Annotated in this window: 24 protein-coding genes; 3 read left to right on the top strand and 21 right to left on the bottom strand. The window is 55.6% G+C overall.

Annotated elements, in window-relative coordinates:
* Positions 1 to 622: 622 nt before the first annotated feature.
* The 19 genes from PRECH8_RS00430 to PRECH8_RS00340 all read right to left on the bottom strand — a co-directional run bounded on the left by PRECH8_RS00430 (position 623) and on the right by PRECH8_RS00340 (position 13,993).
* Positions 623 to 1,519, bottom strand: coding sequence for a polyprenyl synthetase family protein (locus PRECH8_RS00430; protein WP_200965078.1), 897 nt, complete (start codon positions 1,517 to 1,519; stop codon positions 623 to 625).
* A gap of 9 nt (positions 1,520 to 1,528) precedes the next feature.
* Positions 1,529 to 1,795 (bottom strand): exodeoxyribonuclease VII small subunit, encoded by a 267-nt coding sequence (gene xseB / locus PRECH8_RS00425; protein ID WP_200965077.1) that lies wholly within the window; start codon positions 1,793 to 1,795, stop codon positions 1,529 to 1,531.
* Positions 1,792 to 3,138 (bottom strand): exodeoxyribonuclease VII large subunit, encoded by a 1,347-nt coding sequence (gene xseA / locus PRECH8_RS00420; protein ID WP_200965250.1) that lies wholly within the window; start codon positions 3,136 to 3,138, stop codon positions 1,792 to 1,794. The genes xseB and xseA overlap by 4 nt, the downstream gene beginning before the upstream one ends.
* A gap of 113 nt (positions 3,139 to 3,251) precedes the next feature.
* Entirely contained in the window at positions 3,252 to 4,100 is an 849-nt protein-coding gene (folD, locus tag PRECH8_RS00415; protein WP_200965076.1) for a bifunctional methylenetetrahydrofolate dehydrogenase/methenyltetrahydrofolate cyclohydrolase FolD, read from the bottom strand.
* An 18-nt stretch (positions 4,101 to 4,118) separates the two neighbouring features.
* Entirely contained in the window at positions 4,119 to 4,574 is a 456-nt protein-coding gene (nusB, locus tag PRECH8_RS00410) for a transcription antitermination factor NusB (RefSeq protein WP_200965075.1), read from the bottom strand.
* Between the two features lie 117 nt (positions 4,575 to 4,691).
* Positions 4,692 to 4,919 (bottom strand): DUF2273 domain-containing protein, encoded by a 228-nt coding sequence (locus PRECH8_RS00405; RefSeq protein WP_200965074.1) that lies wholly within the window; start codon positions 4,917 to 4,919, stop codon positions 4,692 to 4,694.
* 14 nt (positions 4,920 to 4,933) lie between these two features.
* The gene (gene amaP / locus PRECH8_RS00400; protein ID WP_200965073.1) at positions 4,934 to 5,491 is read right to left on the bottom strand and encodes an alkaline shock response membrane anchor protein AmaP; all 558 of its coding nucleotides are present in this window, start codon (positions 5,489 to 5,491) and stop codon (positions 4,934 to 4,936) included.
* A 61-nt stretch (positions 5,492 to 5,552) separates the two neighbouring features.
* Positions 5,553 to 5,963 (bottom strand): Asp23/Gls24 family envelope stress response protein, encoded by a 411-nt coding sequence (locus PRECH8_RS00395; RefSeq protein ID WP_200965072.1) that lies wholly within the window; start codon positions 5,961 to 5,963, stop codon positions 5,553 to 5,555.
* A gap of 107 nt (positions 5,964 to 6,070) precedes the next feature.
* Entirely contained in the window at positions 6,071 to 7,423 is a 1,353-nt protein-coding gene (gene accC / locus PRECH8_RS00390; protein ID WP_200965071.1) for an acetyl-CoA carboxylase biotin carboxylase subunit, read from the bottom strand.
* Positions 7,424 to 7,450: 27 nt separating this feature from the next.
* A complete protein-coding gene (gene accB / locus PRECH8_RS00385; RefSeq protein WP_200965249.1) occupies positions 7,451 to 7,960 on the bottom strand; it encodes an acetyl-CoA carboxylase biotin carboxyl carrier protein in 510 nt (169 codons plus the stop codon).
* Between the two features lie 306 nt (positions 7,961 to 8,266).
* Positions 8,267 to 8,863, bottom strand: a complete 597-nt coding sequence (locus PRECH8_RS00380; RefSeq protein WP_200965070.1) for a SpoIIIAH-like family protein — start codon at positions 8,861 to 8,863, stop codon at positions 8,267 to 8,269.
* A gap of 40 nt (positions 8,864 to 8,903) precedes the next feature.
* Positions 8,904 to 9,539 (bottom strand): stage III sporulation protein AG, encoded by a 636-nt coding sequence (gene spoIIIAG / locus PRECH8_RS00375; RefSeq protein ID WP_200965069.1) that lies wholly within the window; start codon positions 9,537 to 9,539, stop codon positions 8,904 to 8,906.
* A 15-nt stretch (positions 9,540 to 9,554) separates the two neighbouring features.
* Entirely contained in the window at positions 9,555 to 10,244 is a 690-nt protein-coding gene (gene spoIIIAF, locus PRECH8_RS00370) for a stage III sporulation protein AF (protein ID WP_200965068.1), read from the bottom strand.
* Between the two features lie 37 nt (positions 10,245 to 10,281).
* Positions 10,282 to 11,463 (bottom strand): stage III sporulation protein AE, encoded by a 1,182-nt coding sequence (spoIIIAE, locus tag PRECH8_RS00365; RefSeq protein WP_200965067.1) that lies wholly within the window; start codon positions 11,461 to 11,463, stop codon positions 10,282 to 10,284.
* Positions 11,464 to 11,488: 25 nt separating this feature from the next.
* The gene (spoIIIAD, locus tag PRECH8_RS00360; protein ID WP_200965066.1) at positions 11,489 to 11,884 is read right to left on the bottom strand and encodes a stage III sporulation protein AD; all 396 of its coding nucleotides are present in this window, start codon (positions 11,882 to 11,884) and stop codon (positions 11,489 to 11,491) included.
* Between the two features lie 10 nt (positions 11,885 to 11,894).
* Positions 11,895 to 12,098: a stage III sporulation protein AC gene (gene spoIIIAC, locus PRECH8_RS00355; protein ID WP_200965065.1), complete on the bottom strand. Its 204-nt coding sequence runs from the start codon at positions 12,096 to 12,098 to the stop codon at positions 11,895 to 11,897.
* A gap of 18 nt (positions 12,099 to 12,116) precedes the next feature.
* Entirely contained in the window at positions 12,117 to 12,635 is a 519-nt protein-coding gene (spoIIIAB, locus tag PRECH8_RS00350) for a stage III sporulation protein SpoIIIAB (protein WP_200965064.1), read from the bottom strand.
* Positions 12,632 to 13,639, bottom strand: a complete 1,008-nt coding sequence (spoIIIAA, locus tag PRECH8_RS00345) for a stage III sporulation protein AA (RefSeq protein ID WP_200965248.1) — start codon at positions 13,637 to 13,639, stop codon at positions 12,632 to 12,634. Before spoIIIAA ends, spoIIIAB begins: the two co-directional genes overlap by 4 nt.
* A 90-nt stretch (positions 13,640 to 13,729) precedes the next feature.
* Positions 13,730 to 13,993 (bottom strand): YqhV family protein, encoded by a 264-nt coding sequence (locus PRECH8_RS00340; protein ID WP_200965063.1) that lies wholly within the window; start codon positions 13,991 to 13,993, stop codon positions 13,730 to 13,732.
* A 147-nt stretch (positions 13,994 to 14,140) separates the two neighbouring features.
* Between PRECH8_RS00340 and comA the strand changes: the two genes are divergently transcribed.
* Genes comA through PRECH8_RS00325 form a run of 3 tightly spaced genes read left to right on the top strand, consistent with a single transcriptional unit; the run spans position 14,141 to position 16,201 of the window.
* Entirely contained in the window at positions 14,141 to 14,953 is an 813-nt protein-coding gene (gene comA / locus PRECH8_RS00335; RefSeq protein ID WP_200965062.1) for a phosphosulfolactate synthase, read from the top strand.
* A 14-nt stretch (positions 14,954 to 14,967) separates the two neighbouring features.
* Positions 14,968 to 15,684, top strand: a complete 717-nt coding sequence (locus PRECH8_RS00330) for a 2-phosphosulfolactate phosphatase (RefSeq protein ID WP_200965061.1) — start codon at positions 14,968 to 14,970, stop codon at positions 15,682 to 15,684.
* Between the two features lie 58 nt (positions 15,685 to 15,742).
* Positions 15,743 to 16,201, top strand: coding sequence for a DUF441 domain-containing protein (locus PRECH8_RS00325; protein WP_200965060.1), 459 nt, complete (start codon positions 15,743 to 15,745; stop codon positions 16,199 to 16,201).
* Between the two features lie 69 nt (positions 16,202 to 16,270).
* On the opposite strand, the gene PRECH8_RS00320 is transcribed toward PRECH8_RS00325, so the two are convergent.
* Positions 16,271 to 17,524, bottom strand: coding sequence for an aspartate kinase (locus tag PRECH8_RS00320; protein WP_200965059.1), 1,254 nt, complete (start codon positions 17,522 to 17,524; stop codon positions 16,271 to 16,273).
* Between the two features lie 37 nt (positions 17,525 to 17,561).
* On the bottom strand, positions 17,562 to 18,119 hold the full coding sequence (efp, locus tag PRECH8_RS00315) for an elongation factor P (protein ID WP_200965058.1): 558 nt from the start codon (positions 18,117 to 18,119) through the stop codon (positions 17,562 to 17,564).
* Positions 18,120 to 18,203: the final 84 nt, after the last annotated feature.

The raw sequence follows: 18,203 nt of genomic DNA, 5'->3' as shown, positions 1-18,203 counted from the left end.
CGTCTCCGCTCATCAGACTGGATTACCACTTAGTCCACACTATAATCCTCAGAGAACCTCGTCGCCGAACAGTCTAGGAGTTTTCCTCGACAGCCTTTAACCATTCTTAGCCTCTTTTGCAAAGCAGATTTCATATAGCATCCGGATGCACGTCCTTTGGCCGGAGGCCGCACATCCTACCATCTATAATCCCTTCTGCTTCACTCAAGGCAGGCTACACTGCATACAAGCCGCATCCACAGCACGAATAATCGATGCATGATGGCACTTGGCTCGCAACGCAGGTTCATACCCCAAACCGTAATCAAGGATGATCCTAACAGAGTCAAGATGACCCTTCGACCACGAATTTGGGCCTCCGCGGAAGCAGGGTCAACGCCCACATGCCCTTGTGGATCGCCCTGCAACCTTAACTCCCAGCATCAGCCCCCGACTGGGCGTCGAAAGCCAACACCAGGAACTTCATCGATGTGCCCTTTGGCGGATTTTTAGGCCCGCCCTCAGAAATGGTAGGCTGACTAGAATACTGCGCCACTCCATTCTTCTAATAGTCATTGTAACATAATCAGCGCCAGGTCTCAACGGAATCCTTACATCCTGACAGCTGCAGCCGGCCGCTCGTCTAATGCTCGCGATCCAATAGATAATCCGCCAGCTCGAGCAGGGTGGACGGATCAAGGAGACCGCCTTCTTCGAGCGCTTTCTTGCCCTCTTCCGTCAGCTCCTTCACCTTCTCCCGCGAAGCCTCAAGGCCGATATAGAACGGATAGGTTACCTTGGCCTGCGCATGATCGCTGTTCGGACGCTTGCCGAGCTTCGCTTCGTCGCCGATCACATCGAGGATATCATCTTGGATCTGAAAGGCCAGTCCGATCGAACGACCATAGCGTTCCAACGCTTCGAGCTGCTGCTTGCCGGCACCAGCAGCCCGCGCTCCGGCCTTCAGGGAGAAGACAAGCAGATCACTGGTCTTGTGAAGGTGGATATAAGTCAGTTCTTCGAGGTTAGTAGCCCCTTGTTCCGCCATCATGTCGGCAGCTTGTCCGCCGACCATGCCCGCTGCGCCGGCATAGGAGCTGAGGTCCTCGATGATGTCAAGGGCGATCTCAGCCGGCAGTCCATGCTGCCTTGCCGCTTGTACAAGGGTATAGAAGGCGTGGGTTAACAACCCGTCGCCGGCCAGGATGGCGATGTCTTCCCCGAACACCTTGTGATTCGTCAATTTGCCGCGCCGGTAATCATCATTGTCCATGGCGGGAAGATCATCATGGATGAGGGAGTACGTATGCACCAGCTCCACGGCGCAGGCGATGGGCAGTACCCGCTGGGGGTCGCCGCCCACCGCCTGCGCCGCTGCCAGCACCATGAGCGGACGGAGCCGCTTGCCGCCTGAAAGCAGGGAGTAGCGCATTGACTCCATCAGCTTGTCCGGCACGTGCCAATGCTCCGGGAAAACCCGGGACAGTTCCAGCTCAATCAGCGGTGTATAGGTTTTCATGAAATCTTGCAAGCGCGTCATGCCGTCAGCTTATTCTCCCTTCTCATCCGTCAGCGGAGGAAAGGGCCGGCGTGAGATGCCTTCCTCATCCTCCATCAACAACTCGATCTTCCGTTCAACTTGTTCCAGCTTCTGTGAGCAGTACTTGGACAAGCGCATCCCTTCCTGAAACAGATCGATGGCTTCTTCCAAGGGAACATCCCCGTTTTCCAACCGCGTGACGATTCTCTCCAGTTTCTCAATCGCCGCCTCGAAGCTCTCCGGGGCAGCCTCTGTTTGCTGCACTTGATCGCTCATTCATGCTCCTCCCCTTTCATCGCCCATACATGGCAATCCAGTCTTCCGTCTATCATGCGAATCTTAACGATATCTCCCGGCTGTACTTGAGTGATGGAATTCAAAACGGTTTGCTCCTGTTCATCATATACGACGCTGTACCCCCGTTCCATTACCTTGAGCGGGCTGAGTGCATCCAACTGTTTGATCAACGCCGCAAAGCGCTGCTGGGACAAGCGGCTGCGGTTCTGTACCGCACGCACAAGCTGCTGCTCGATACCCTGCAGATCCTTGCGCATATAACCGATTCGTTCCAGCGGATTGTGCCGCGCAAGCCGGTGATCGAGCTGCAATCTGCGCTCGCGAATCCGGCCGGTATACGTGGTGAGCGTATACTGCAGCTGCTGTGTTAAGCGGTCCAGCCGTTCGGCGGATTCGAGCATGTAACGGCGCGGATGCAGGAAGTAAGGTGACCTGCGCAGGCGCTCCAAGGTCTCCTGCTTGCTTTGGAGCAGCGTGCGCAGCGAGCGGTACAGCCGCTGTTCCTGATAGGCGAGCTGCTGCTTCAATTCCAGATGATGGGGTACGCTGAGCTCCGCTGCCGCCGTCGGTGTCGCGGCGCGCAGATCGGAGACGAAATCCGCGATCGTAAAGTCCGTCTCGTGACCTACGGCGCTGATCACCGGAATGCGCGACGCGGCGATCGCCCGCGCCACCGGCTCTTCGTTGAAGGCCCAAAGCTCCTCCAAAGAACCGCCGCCGCGGCCGACGATGAGCACATCGACCTCTTGCAGCCGGTTCATCGTCTCGATCGCCTTCACGATCGTCGGCACTGCATGCACGCCTTGGACAGCTACGGGATAGACGATCACCGGCGTGGCCGGACTGCGCCGCTGCAGTGTGGTCAAGATATCGCGCACAGCAGCTCCCGTCGGTGATGTGATGACACCGACGGCCCGCGGGAACCTGGGGATCGGCCGCTTCCTCTCCTCGGCGAACAACCCCTCCTTGGCAAGCTTCTGCTTCAACTGTTCGAAAGCCAGATAGAGGTTGCCGATTCCATCGGGCTGCATCTCCGCCACATAGTACTGGTAAGCGCCGTCGCGTTCGTAGACAGTGATCGAACCGCGGGCGATCACCCGCGTTCCTTCACGCGGCATAAAGGCGAGCCGCTGGTTCGCCGAGGCGAACATCACGCAGCGCAGGCGGCTTTCCTCGTCCTTCAGCGTAAAGTACATATGGCCGCTGGAATGGTGTTTGAAGTTGGAAATCTCACCGCGGATCCAGACATTCTGCAGGATGTCGTCCGCATCCATCCGCATCTTGATATAGCGGTTGATCTGCTTGATCGTGAAGATCTTCATGTCGGGAGACCCTGGCACTTGCGTTCTCTCCACAGCGATTCCCCCTTTCCCCATAAACCGGCAACATCCGGCAGCATCTCAGAAGCACGAGGCCGACCGAGATCGCTTCTCACCTAGATGCGCAATGCCGCTTGCAGGGTGTTCTTCAGCAGCATCGTGATCGTCATCGGACCGACGCCGCCGGGCACCGGCGTAATCGCTTCGGCGATCGCTGCTACCTCATCGTAGTCCACATCGCCGACCAACCTTCCGTCGGGCAGGCGATTCACGCCGACATCGATCACCACGGCGCCTGGTTTCACATGTTCTGCCTTGATCATCTCCGGCCGGCCGACGGCGACCACAAGAACATCGGCTTGCCGGGTCATCGCTGCAAGATCCGGCGTACGCGAATGGCACATCGTTACCGTTGCATGCTCATGCAGGAGCAGCATGGATACCGGCTTGCCGACGATATTGCTCCGGCCCACAACAACGGCATGTTTGCCGGCCAGTTCGATCCCCGTGCGCTTAATCAGCTCGATGATGCCTGCCGGAGTGCACGGCAGAAAGGCCTCATCGCCGATGACCATATTGCCCACGCTGACGGGATGGAAGCCGTCGACATCCTTCGCCGGCGGGATCGCTGCGATGACGGCTTTCTCATCGATATGTGCGGGCAGCGGAAGCTGCACGAGGATACCGTGGATGCGCTCATCCCGGCCCAAACGCTCGATCAGCTGTATGAGTTCGGACTGCGAGGTGTGTTCCGGTAAGCGATGAACTTCCGAATACATGCCGACCTTCTGACAAGCTCTCTCCTTGTTGCGAACATAGACCTGCGATGCCGGATCCTCGCCGACCAGCACGACGGCCAAGCCCGGCTGAATCCCCCGCTCCTCAATCAGCTTCTCGGTTTCCTGTTTGATCGATTCACGGATGATGGATGCGATATGTTTCCCATCAATGATACGTCCTGACATAACCGAATCCTCCCACGCTTATGTATGGAGATGAGCTTTGATCTCATCGAGTTCATTAAACATCTTGCCAAGTACACCGTTCACGAATCTGCCCGATTCCTCCGTCCCGTACCACTTCGCCAGTTCGATCGCTTCATTGATGGCTACCTTCGGCGGCACTTCCCCATGGAAGATCATCTCATAGACAGCTAGCCGCAGGATCTGCAGATCAACCCTGGACAGGCGGTCCATCTTCCATCCCTTGAGATAGCGCTGCAAGAGCGAATCGATCTCATCCAGCCGGCCGATCGTACCTTCGACCAGGGTGCCTAGATACGGCGTGATCTCTTCCAGCTCTTCCTTGGGAACAGGCTGCTCACGCTCTGTCGAAGCCTCCTCCAACACCATGCTGATGGATTCAGCCGGAGCAACTTGATTCATCGCTATGTGGTACAAACTCTGTATCGCCAATTCTCGGGCCAGCCTTCGCTTCATGTTGCTTCCTCCTATATTTGTGCATCTGCATATATGTACAGTTATCCCTATTATACGTCAATGCGTCACAATCCCAAACGAAAAAATTCCTCTGTCAGCATAATCGGCTGCAGAGGATTATTTGAACATCCGCCAGCGGTCTGTCATCCACTTGTATAGCTCTTCCAAGTTCACGATTTCCTCGCCTGCATCGATCTTCCGGCCGATATAATAACCCACCAGAATCAAGAAGCCGAATACCAGCATGTCCCAAAATCCGAAGAACAAGTAGATCACGCCAAGAAACAGGCCGCAGAGCACGCCCAAGCAGGTCGCTCTGTGCTTCTCCCACAATTCATTCCACATCGGGTGATCCACCCCTATTCAACTCGGCTCTTGAATACTTGCGTCTGTACGATATTGGCGATGAACACGTTCACACTCATCACCGGCACCCCGGAGATCTCTTCGACATGGGCTTTCACCGTGCGCTGCACTTCCTCCGTGAGCACCGGGATCGCGGCGTCACCATCAACCACTGAGCGCAGCTTGATGATCAATCCGGCTTGTCCCACCTGCACTCTGGCTTTGAGATCCTTGATGCCCGCGATGCGGGAAGCAGCTCTGAGCGCCAAGTTCTCGATCGTCTCCAACGAGATGCTGATATCGCCGAAGTCCGTTCGCTGTTCAATGGAAGGCGGTTTGCCCGAACCGGCAGCGATGCTGATATAGAAGAAACGGACACTGACGGCAAACAGCAAAATCGCCGCGATAGCCGCCGTCCAGCTGACCGGCCCCCGCTCTGTCAGGAGATCAAGGACATCCCTTGCCACCCAAGGCTCAACTAAGCCGGTGCTGACGATGATCAGGAAGATCAAGCTGATCCCGATGAGCAAACTATACAAGAATAGAAATAGGCGATCGAACATTCTTACCATATGGGCTTGTCCCTCCAAAGATCAAAGGAAATCCCCCTGCCTGCCAGGGGGTTGTGCGTGCTTATTTGACGCGCTGCTGGATCGAAGCTTCTTCGTCTTGTTTCTCCTGCGCTGGGAAATGCACACCATGAATATGTACATTTACTTCCACGACATCAAGACCGGTCATAGACTGAATAGCATGTTTGACATTCTGTTGAATGGCTGAAGCCACCTCAGGGATGCGATATCCGTACTTAATCAGAATCGATACATCAACAGCTGCTTCGCGCTGGCCCGCTTCCACCTTAACGCCTTTGCCCAGATTCTTGCGGCCGAGCAGTTCCGCAATATCCCCGGCGAATCCTCCGCTCATCCCTGCTACGCCATCCACTTCAACCGTAGCCAAGCCTGCGATAATCTCGATGACCTCGGGAGCGATCTGTATACTTCCTAATTCCGTCTTCTCGTAATCAGGCGCGATTGTATTCACCGCTTTCACCTCCCCGCCTATGTATGTTAGAACCTGCGACACAAGCTTGTTCTATATTATATAAATATATCATCCGCCTTAGAATATGACAAACATTCGTCCCGGGCTCACATTTCATGAATCGGGTTCTCATCCAGGAACTTGATATCGAAGTCTCCCTGGACGAAACGCGGGTGGTTTAGAAGCTTCAGATGGAACGGAATGGTCGTATGAACGCCCTCGATGGCGAACTCGCTCAGTGCCCGCTTCATCCGTTCGATCGCTTCCTGGCGGTCCCTGCCCCAGACGATGAGCTTGGCGATCATCGAATCATAGTGCGGGGAGATCGCATACCCCGGATACACCGCGCTGTCCACTCTAACCCCGGTGCCTCCAGGCGGCAAATAGAAGTCAACCACGCCCGGCGATGGCATGAAGTTCCGCTCCGGATTCTCCGCATTGATACGGCATTCGATCGACCAGCCGTTGAAGGTGATGTCATCCTGGGTGAAGGACAGCGGTTGTCCCTCGGCGATGCGGATCATCTCTTTGATAATATCGACGTTCGTGATCATCTCCGTCACGGGATGCTCGACTTGGATGCGCGTATTCATCTCCATGAAATAGAAGTTCCCATCGGCATCGAGCAGAAATTCGATCGTTCCAGCACCGGAATATTCCACGGCTTTTGCTGCCCGCACCGCCGCTTCTCCCATGCGGGCGCGGATCTCCGGCGTAATCGCCGGGCTCGGCGCTTCCTCGATCAGCTTCTGTCTGCGGCGCTGGATGGAACAGTCACGCTCGCCGAGATGCACAACATTGCCGTGCTTGTCAGCAAGGATCTGCACCTCCACGTGCCTCATGCCGGTGAGATATTTCTCCAGGTACACGCCGGCGTTGCCAAAGGCCTTCTCCGCTTCCTGCTGCGCATTGGTGATCTGACGGATCAGGGACTCCTCGTCCTCGGCGATGCGGATTCCCTTGCCGCCGCCGCCGGCCGTCGCCTTGATGAGCACCGGATAACCGATCTCGCGGGCTACGCGCACCGCTTCCTCCATATCCTCCACCAAACCGTCCGAGCCGGGGATCACGGGCACGCCCGCTTCTTGCATCGTCTGCTTCGCAATCGACTTATCCCCCATCTTGCTGATCGCCGCCGGCGACGGGCCGATGAAGGTGATATTGCAGGATTCGCAGATCTCGGCGAAATCCGCATTTTCCGCTAGGAAACCGTAGCCGGGATGGATCGCATCGACTTCGGTCAGCGTCGCGACGCTCATGATGTTCGCGTAGTTCAGATAGCTGTCCTTCGACGAAGTCGGGCCGATGCAGTAAGCCTCATCCGCTAAACGAACGTGCAAGGCGTCACGGTCTGCTTCCGAGAACACGGCAACGGTGAAGATGCCCATCTCCTTGCAAGCGCGTATGATGCGGACAGCGATCTCGCCGCGGTTCGCGATAAGAATCTTCTGAAATGACATGATCGTACCTCCTGTTAGGACTAAGCGCTATTCCTTCTTAACGAGAAACAAAGGCTGACCATATTCGACCAACTGTCCGTTCTCTACCAGGATCTCTACGATCTCGCCCTTCACTTCAGCTTCGATCTCGTTCATGAGTTTCATCGCTTCCACGATGCAGACAACGGTCTTCTCCGTAACCTTGCTGCCAACGGTAACGTAAGGCGGTGCATCCGGTGCAGGCGCTGCGTAGAACGTACCAACCATCGGTGAAGTGATCTGATGCAGCTGATCCGCCGGCACCGAAGCGGTCTCCTCTGCGGGAGCCTGCGGTGCGGCTTGCGGCAGCTGCTGCGCCGCTGCATCCGGAACCTGCGGTACGATCTGCGGCTGATTAAATACCGCGCCGGATGCCGGTACAGAGTTGACGATCAGCGACTCCGTCCGGTTCGGCTTGCGAATCGTGATACGTGTATGTTCATTCTCGATCTCCAATTCGTGGATAGAAGTTTCATCGATCAGTTTGATCAATTCTTTGATCTCATCTAACTTCAAAATCACTCACTCCTTGTAGAGGCTTGTCCCTCGCTTGCGCTACCACAAAATTCACGCAATTGGTTGTATTATATCACAACTATGTCAACGGCACGAATTTTATTATAGCGCACTATGACTTTGATATCATCCATTTTTTTGTCGCCGCTGTCAATCTTCCCGCGAAGTCAACGAATATCGGTCTACACGCTCTGTATAACAGACCTGTGCAGCAAGATGCGGTGGCTGTTAAGGCCACCGCATCATCATGGAACGGCTTGATTTATGCTTTTGCTGCTATATTCATGGATCAACCCTATTGGATAACCGCTAATTGATCACCGTCACGAAGACATCGCGGTTGCTGATGCCCAGCTGTTCGGCAACCGTCTCGATGATGCTCACCGCTTGGCTCTTCTCCAGGTGCTCCGCCATGATGCGCACATGATATTCCCCGTTATCCTGCGGCGTGATGATCGCATTGGCGAACTCTTCCATCAACTGTTCCTCTATACTTTGGATGATGTGATGCTGCTCCTCAAGCTGATGCAGCTGCTCATAGGCCTGAGCCATCGTCTCAGAGGACTGCGCCGGATCGGTGACGATCCCGTGGATCTCATCGAACTTTTCCTTCAACTGTTGATCCCGCGCATACTGCCACGAATCAAATTGATCCATGAGATGTGCGCTCGCCTGCAGGCTCTCCACTTCGGCCAGGATCTCTTCATCGCTCAGCAGGAACTCCCCGCCACCGGTGAACTGCGAATCATAGGCCGCTCCCAGATCTTCCGCTGTAGTGCCTTCCCCTTGCGCCAGTTTCGCATCATCCAGTTGGTTCAGGTCATCGGTGAAGAGGTAGTATGCTGACAGAATCACCATCAGGCTGAGCATCGAGATGAGCCAGATTTTCTGTTTTCTCGTATTCATGTTCATTCCTCCTAAGTAAGATAAGTGATGAGAATCTATGTCATTGCGTCTTCCGCGGCAGGATGGAGATGCGCGCAGGCGGCACATTCAATCCGCGCTGCACCGCTTCCGACAACATCTGCTTCACGACGGAATTCTCTGCCCCATTGGCGACGACGATCACACCGCGGATCTGCGGCTTGATCAATTTGAGGATGATCGGCCGGCTTTCGCCCGAGACCGTATACAACACGATCGTTCCATCCCTCGTCACGCTGGTGATATGACGCTGTGCTCCCTGATCATCCCGCTCGTTTGTCTCCTGCTCTGATTCATGATAATCCCGGTAGACGACGCTTTCCTCCGTCGATTCGATCGTCACCATCACATCCACGCTGCCGACACCGACGATCTTCTCGAGGATCTCCTTGAGGCGGTTCTCATACTTCCGCTCATACTCGGTGAATGGATTGTCCTTCTCCTGCGACTGATTGAGAAATACGGTCTGCTCTGCATCGCCCGCCGGCAGGCGGGAAGGTTCATCGCTGATCTCCTCGACGCGAATGAAGGAATTCAGGATCATCAGTGCAGCGCCGGCCAGCCCCATGATGATCAACCATTGAAAGGTTCGCACCCGCTTGGCGCCGTCCTTGCCCCCGCCTAATCGTTCTTCTAACCAACTGAGCAGCTTGATCAACCCTGCTTCACCTCCTTAGCGGGCAGCCTCATGAAAGACGATTTGCTCGGGTGCGACTTGCCAGCCGGCAGCGATCACCTGGCGAATCTGCCGTGTCAGCGGCGAGGCATAAGGTGCATCTCCATCCCCGCTTCGCTTCTCTTCCTGTACTTGATCGTCAAGCCGAATCTCAATCATCACCGGTTCGATGGGGCGAATCTGTGCGATCGGCTCAGACGCTTCGCTTCCTTGCGGCTGTATGCTGTCCTCCTCGGTTTCCGCCCGCAGATATACCTCAACCTTGCGGATCTTCGCGTGCCCCGAGGGCGAAAGTTCGATCTCTGCCTGCACTTCCTGGACCTCTGTATATCCCTGCTCGATCAGATCCGCCGTCATCATCTCCGCCAGCCGCTCTTCCACCCAGCGCGCCGTCTGCTGTTCATTCGCCCGCCGCAGCCGCTCCGCATCCCGCGTGATCTTCTCGTCTGAACTTCCTTGCAGATTCGATTCCTGCCAGCGGTTCAGCTGCGCATCGACCTCCGTAAAGTTGAAGTCCGATCTAAGCAGCGTCAAGACCGGGGAAAGGATCGTCAGCAGGATGAACAAGCTGATGACGACCTTGATATAGCGCTGCAAGCCATTCGTCGGCAGCAGCATATCGGCGACGGCAGCGAACAAGACGACGAGGACGATCTCACGCAGCCAGCCGGCCAGCCAATCGATCATGGACTTCGCCCCCTTCCAGCGGGCATCGCCATCGGCTTCATCGGATCATCACCGACACATTCCCCAGGGTGATGATGATCGTCACCGCCAGGAAGAACATCAAGCCAACGGAGGCGAGGGCGGCGAACACATAGATCATGCTCTTGCCGATCGTCTGCAGGCAGCTTACGATCGGGCTCTCGCCGAGGGGCTGCATCACCGCTGCCGAGATGTTGTAGATCAGCGCTAAGGTCAGGATCTTCACCGCGGGGAAAGCGCACAGCAGCACGATGATGACAACGCCGACGATGCCAACGGCATTCTTGACAAGCACAGATGCGCTGAGTACCGTATCCGCCGCATCGGAGAACAAGCGGCCGACGACGGGCACGAAGTTGCCGGTGATGTACTTCGCCGTGCGCAGGGTCACGCCGTCGGCTACGGCGGTGGTTGCCCCCTGTACCGAGATCACGCCGAGGAAGACCGTCAGAACGATGCCGAGCAGGGCGATGCTGATATTGCGCAGGAAATTCGCCAGATAGGTCACCCTATATTTGTCTGACAAGGAACTTACGATATAGAGCACGGCAGAGAAGAACAGCAGCGGGAACACCACGGTATGGATCAACGTGCCCACCGCATGGATCATGAAGACGATGAGCGGATGCAGGATCGATACCGAGGCAATGCCGCCCATCGCAGCCAGCAGAGTAAGCAGGAGCGGCACCATGGCCAGCATGAATTCGATCATATCGCCGATCGCTTGGCGGGCATATTCGATGGCCGTATGGAAACTGTTCACGGCTAAGACGATGAGTACGATATAAGAGATCGAATAGGCGATCTTGCTGACGGTGTTGTGTTCAAAAGTCGATTGCATCGTCTCTAGGATCATGCTGAACACCGTCAGGATGATGATCGAAACGAGCAGGCTTCCGTTGTACAGCACTTCATGGAACAGAAGCCGGAGGAGAGCGCCCAGGATCTGTCCGATGGAGAAACCCTCGCCGCGGATCATTTCCATCAAGCTCGGCGGATGTCTCCCGGGAATATAGCCTCCGTATTCATGCAGCAGCTGCTCCCAATATCGCTCCACTTGATCGGTATCCAAGAGATCCATCTGCACTTCGGGGACCTGCTGCGGGATATCGGCGTAAACCCGAGCGGCAAGCCAGATCATGGCCGATGCCGTCACCGCGAGGATCAGCCGCCAATCGAGTGAACTTGTATGCTTCGTCATATGTATCTCTCCTACAGACACCTTCTCAGGCGGATGACGGCAGCATGCTGAGCACCGTCTTGATCAGAACCTCGATGATCGGGATCGCCATGACGAGGATGAGCACTTTGCCGGCTAATTCGATCTTGGAAGCAATAGAAGCATGACCGGAATCCCGCACGATCTGTGCTCCCAATTCGGCGATATAGGCGATCCCGATGATCTTCAGGATCGTCTTCAGATAGACCATATTGACATTCGTCTCGAGCGCCAGGTCCTCGATCACGCGGATCACCGCGGCGATCTTATCGACGAGGAAGATGAAGATGAACAAGGCCGCCGATGTCGTGATGAGAAAGGCGAACATCGGTTTCTGTTCTTTTAAGACGAGGGACAAGATCGTCACGAGCAATCCGAGACCGACGATTTGGATGATCTCCATAGCCGCCCACCTATTGGAACAGGAAGATCGTCTTGATTCTCTGGAACAGTTCATCCAGCAGGCGGATTACCATGAACATCACAACGACGAAGCCGATCACGGTAGCCCAGTGCGCCATGTCCTCTTTCCCCATCTGTTTCAGAACCGTATGAATCATAGCCGTGATGATCCCGATCCCGGCGATTTGGAATATGGCGTTTATGTCGAAATTCATGAACGCACCTACTTACTCTCAATAGATTAGGATCACGATGAGCGCGCCTCCCAACAACCCCAAACTCCTGCTCAGTTTCTCATATCTCACCTGTTCATCCTTGGCAGCGGTCTCTTCATGCTCAAGATGTGTCTGCGCGAGTTTAAGATGCTGCAGCTGGTCCTCGCGGTCGGAGATGCCCAGAACAGCTCCCAATTCGAGCAGCGCTTCCTTCTCGGGCTGTTTCATCGCCGTCTGCCCCCACATCTCCTCGATGGTTTCCGACCACACTGTATGGACGGTAGCCGTGCGTTCCGCCTGCAGCCGTTCGGAGATGACCAGGAACATGCGATCTAGGGGCTTTGCGCAGAGCTGCGATAATTTGCTGAGGGCGGCGGGCAGCGGCGTGCTGCCGTACCAGATCTCCGTTCTCAGTCTGCTCACCGCATGGATGAGCTGCCGGATCTGCCGCGGCCGTTCCGCATACAGATAAGCCCGATAGAAGCCGTATAAGGTCGAAGCGCCGATGATCAGAACAGCTCCCAGGACCTTGATCACCGCACTTCTGCCGTCCTCTCAAGCGGCGGGCCGAGGCAGCGCATCTGCTCGTCGAATACCGTCTGCCTGCGCTGCCGGCCCGTTCCGGCAAGCACGACATACCGCTGGAAGAGCGGCGCGGTAAATAAGGGGGCCAGCCCAGGCCGCTTCTTCACTTCCTCGGGGTTCCGGCCGTGCGCCGTGGCGACAACTTTAATCCCGGCATGCATCGCTTCCAGAATCGCCTCCGCATCTTCGCTGCGTCCGATCTCATCAACGACCAACACATGGGGCGAGAGAGAACGGATCATCATCATCATGCCTTCCGCCTTGGGGCAGGCATCTAGCACATCGGTGCGGGGACCGAGATCGAAGGACGGCACGCCGCCGACACTGGCCGCGATCTCTGAACGTTCATCAACGATCCCCACTTTGAGGCCCCTCAATCTGCGGCCTTCATCAAACGCCTGTGCCTGGTTCCAACTGCCCTCACTTAAGATGCGGGCCAAATCGCGGATCAAAGTCGTCTTCCCGCACTGCGGCGGCGAGATGACCAGAGTGTGATGGACCGTGCCGGCCAGGGGATCGATGAGCCAGCGAATGATGCCTTCAGCTGCTCCCTTCACCTCTCTTGCGATGCGGATGTTAAACGCCGATATATCGCGAAGCAGTTTGACTTTGCCCCCGTCCAGAACCGCCCGGCCGGCGATGCCGACGCGGTGCCCGCCGCGGACCGTAATATAGCCTCGGCGCAGCTCTTCCTCGAAGGAATAGAGGGAATGGTTTGTCACGATATCAAGCAGTTTCATGCATTCCTGCCTGTCCGGCCGGTAGCAGGCTGCGCTTGGAGAAACAGTCAGCTCACCGCTTGCTGTGATGAAAGCATAACGCCCGTCGAAACCCACTTCCAGCGGCCTGCCCTCGCGCACCCGCAGTTCTTCCATGCTGTCGAGCACGGACGGGGCCAGTCGGCTTACCGCCCCGGCCAGAACATCTGGCAGGATGTCGAAGAGAGTGGTCAACATCTTCTCGCTCGCCTCCCTCACTTGTCCTTCGATACCACATATGTATGCTTGACCGGCGGTTTTATTCATGCTTGTCTGTTAATAGAGCCCTTATCGCTTGAAGATGCCGATGAACAGGCAGGTCAGTCCCGCGATGATCCACAGCAGCTTGCTGTAGGACAACTTATCCGCCACGCCGACTAACCCAAGAGCCGTCGTCGTGATCAACACGAACGGTCCGACGAGGGCCAGCGTCGAGTTCACCAACAGCGCCTTCTCCAAGGAATTCAGCCGATACATGATCAGCGCGGCGGTGATCTCGAGGGTGCCTGAGAGGATCCGGATCAGCACCATGCCTAAGAGATATTTGCTCATAGCCGTCTCTCCTTGTCCTATACACTTGTATATCCACTCTATGCGGGCTTGTTCGATTTTAGGATCATGGGCACACCCCCAGGCGGGACCGCATATATTGCCATCATGAGTCATACAATTTATCTACAGTTAGGGGACGTAAGGGATATGGAGAGTTTACGAGAAGGTGTATGGAATGCCGAGCTGATCGATCCTTCCGGCAGCCGCAGGGCCAAACCCCGGCGCATCGGGCTGACGATGGTGATCGACAAAGGGTTGGGCAGGACCGCCTTTCGCGACATGATCGAGACAGCCGGTGATTATATCGATATCATCAAACTGGGTTTCGGCACATCCGCGCTCTACTCTCATGAACTCCTTCGCGAGAAGATCACTCTCTGCAAACAGCACCGCATCACGGTCATGCCCGGCGGAACCTTCTTGGAAATCGCTGTTCTGAAGGGATTGGTGCCGGAGTACCTGGATACCGTCACCCGTCTCGGTTTCGACGGGATCGAGGTGTCCGACGGCACGATCGACATGCCGAAGGAGGTCAGACACGAGCTCATCGAGCACGGCGCCGCGCTGGGATTAAAGGTGTTCACGGAATACGGCAAGAAAGCATGGGGATCGAAGCTGGAAACCGAGGCGCTCATCCAGACGATCCAAGATGACCTTAAGTATGGATCGGAGTTCGTTACCATCGAAGGGCGGGAATCCGGGAAGGGAGTCGGCATCTATGATGAGCAGGGCAAATGTATGGGCGGGATAATCGAAGACGTCCTGGCTCAGCTTCCCGACCCGCATGTCGTCCTTTGGGAGGCACCGCTGAAGACACAGCAGGCAGAACTGATCAACCGCCTCGGACCAGAGACGAATCTCGGCAACATCGCTCCCGATGATGTGCTGTCTTTGGAAGCGCTGCGCCGCGGATTAAGGGCGGATACGATTAACGGTCTTATCAGGAAAGCCGGAAAATGAAGGAGAGGTAGCAGATGTGTCGTATAGCCGTCATCCCATCCGTCAATGAAACCTGCACGGACGATCTCGTCGGCAAAACCGCCGTCGTCATCGATGTGCTGCGAGCGACGAGCACGATCATCACCGCACTGCAATACGGATGTGAAGGCGTCATCCCGGTAGAAACGGTCTATCAAGCAAAGGAACGTCAGCAGGAAGGAACCTATCTCGGGGGTGAGCGAAACGGCAAGAAGATTCCAGGTTTCGAGCTGGGCAACAGCCCTTTCGAGTACATGTCCCCTGAACTTCGGGGAAAGAAAGTCATCCTCACTACAACCAACGGCACACGGGCGATCCAAAAATCGTCAAAGGCCAGCTGCGTGGTCGCTGCTGCCCTGCTCAATGTTCGGGCTGCGGCGCGCTATTGCTTGTCTCTAAAGCGGGATATCGCCGTGATCTGCGCTGGAACGAAGGATCGTTTTTCTTTGGAAGATGGTCTCTGTGCAGGATTGTTCATCACTGAAGTGGAGAAGCAAAGCACGGAGAGAGTGGATGTGGACGACTTTGGAGCGGCGATGCGCAGCAGCTACTTCCATGTTAAGGACCGGCTGGAAGAGGAAATCCTCTCCTGCCGCAACGGCCGGCGGCTGTCGAACATCGGCTTGGAAGAAGAGGTGTCTTACTGCAGTCAGACGAACATCACCGATGTTGTGCCGATTCTCGTGCATGATACGCTGATTGCAAAGTTCTAAAATCGCAGGCTGTCCCATACAATGGAATGTATGAATTCTGGGACAGGGGTATCGGTCTATGAATGGAGAAATCTTGCTCGTCATCCTGATCATCACGGGACTGATCGGCCGTTCGCCGATTATCACGACGGCCGCTTGCATCCTGCTCATCATCAAGCTGATTCACCTGGAGCGATACTTGCCTGTGATCGAGCGGCGCGGCCTCGAACTCGGTCTCCTGTTTCTGACCATGGCCGTTCTCGTGCCCTTCGCCAGCGAGAAGATCGGCTGGCGCGATATCATTCATGTGTTCACCTCATGGCCGGGGATCATCGCTCTGGCCGGCGGCGCAGCGGCGACCTATATGAACGCCAAGGGGTTGGAGGTATTAAAAATAGACCCACAACTCATCGTGGGTCTAGTCATCGGTTCGATATTGGGCATTATCTTCCTGCGCGGCATCCCCGTGGGTCCGCTTATGGCGGCGGGGATTACCGCGCTGTTTCTAAAGATCTTCAGTTTCTTAATCGGCAGATGATGCCTATGAGATCAGTGCCTTTCGCATATTGCCGTATAGCGCGGCGTATGGTTCGGTTGATTCCCTTGCTTATCTTCTCTCTTTCGGTCCGCCTACGAAGGCCGTCTGATTCGTATCCAGATCGAAAGCGGAATGCAAGGCCAGGATGACTTCCGTCAGATGGGTCACATCAATAACACAGGAGATCTTGATCTCCGATGTGCTGACCATCTTGATGTTGACGCCTTGCTTGGAGATGACGTCGAACATCTTCGCCGCAACTCCCGGGTTGCTCACCATGCCCGCGCCGACGATCGATACTTTGACCAGATCGGTCTCTGAGGTGACTTTCTCGAATTCCACGCGGTCGCGGATCCCTTCGATTACAGACTTCGCGCGCTCCGCATCCTCGAGATGGACCGTAAAGGAGAAGTCCGCTGTACCATTGGAAATCCCGCTCTGTACGATGATATCGACATCAATCCCGGCTTCGGCCAGCGCGGTGAATACCGCAGCCAGGATCCCGGGCTCGTCCTTGACTCCCTGAATGCTGATTCTGGCTACATTCTTGTCATAGGCGATGCCGCGGACGACGATTCCCTGCTCCATCGCTGCTTCCTCCTTCACTAACGTTCCTTCCGCATTCGTAAAGCTGGAACGTACCACTAGTTTCACATTGTATTGCTTCGCATATTCCACTGCCCGCGGATGGAGGATTGCAGCCCCCAGATTCGCCAGCTCCAGCATCTCATCATAGGAGATCGCGTCCAGCTTGCGGGCGTGCTTCACAATGCGCGGATCCGTCGAATAGACGCCGTCCACATCGGTATAGATCTCACACAGATCTGCTTGAATTGCGGCAGCTATGGCTACCGCCGTCGTATCCGATCCGCCGCGGCCAAGGGTCGTGATCTCCCCGTCATCGGAGATGCCTTGGAAGCCGGCGACGATCACGATCTTGCCCTGCTCCAGCGATTCCATGATCCGCTTCGGCTTGATGTCGTTGATCTTGGCGCGGCCGTGCGCCTCATCCGTGATCATCCCTGCCTGCCAGCCGGTATAGGAGATCGCCGGCGTACCGAGTTCCTGAATCGCCATAGCGAGCAATGCTACGGAGACCTGTTCCCCCGTGGTAAGCAGCATATCCATCTCGCGTGCGGCAGGCCGATCGGTGATGCTCTTCGCCAGATCGATCAGATCATCCGTTGTATCTCCCATCGCCGAGACGACAACGACGACTTTATGCCCTTCTTCTTTCTTCGCTACGATCCGTTTGGCGACACGCTTCATACGCTCCGTATCGCCGACGGAGCTGCCGCCGAATTTCATCACTACTAATGACAAGTTTCTTCACTCCCCGGCACCAAGATGAGAGACTCGATCAAGCACGGGACAGATATTTGCCGTCTCTTGTATCGATGGACAAGATATCGCCTTCGTTGATGAAGAGCGGCACCTGTACGACGAAACCTGTCTCCAGCTTAGCGCTCTTCGTCGCGTTGGTAGCGGTGTTGCCCTTCACGCCCGGCTCCGTCTCCACCACTTGCAGTTCCACGCTGTTCGGCAGCTGGATGCCGAGAACTTCACCTTGATAGCTGGTGATCTGTACATTCATATTCTCCTTCAGGAAATTCAATTCCCACTCGATCTGGCTGCGATTCAGCGTAATCTGATCGTAGGTCTCATTGTCCATGAAGGTGTATTCGTCACCGGCATTGTAGAGATACTGCATCGTGCGGTTCTCCACATGGGCGCGTCCTACTTGTTCTCCTGCGCGGAAGGTCTTCTCCACGATGTTGCCGTTGCGCAGGTTCTTCAGCTTCGAGCGGACGAAGGCCGCACCTTTCCCCGGCTTCACGTGTTGGAAGTCGAGCACCGAAAAGATCTCACCCTCATATTCAATTGTCAATCCTGTACGAAAATCGTTAACTGATATCACAGAATTCCCTCCTGATCTAATTCGATAAATATATAAAATTATGGATCAAACGTGGATCAAAAAGCAACTGCTGTCGAAGGAATC

The organism is Insulibacter thermoxylanivorax (assembly GCF_015472005.1).
Lineage (GTDB): Bacteria > Bacillota > Bacilli > Paenibacillales > DA-C8 > Insulibacter > Insulibacter thermoxylanivorax.
The sequence above is the reverse complement of the archived record's forward strand: the minus strand, read 5'-3'. Positions and strand labels throughout refer to the sequence as shown.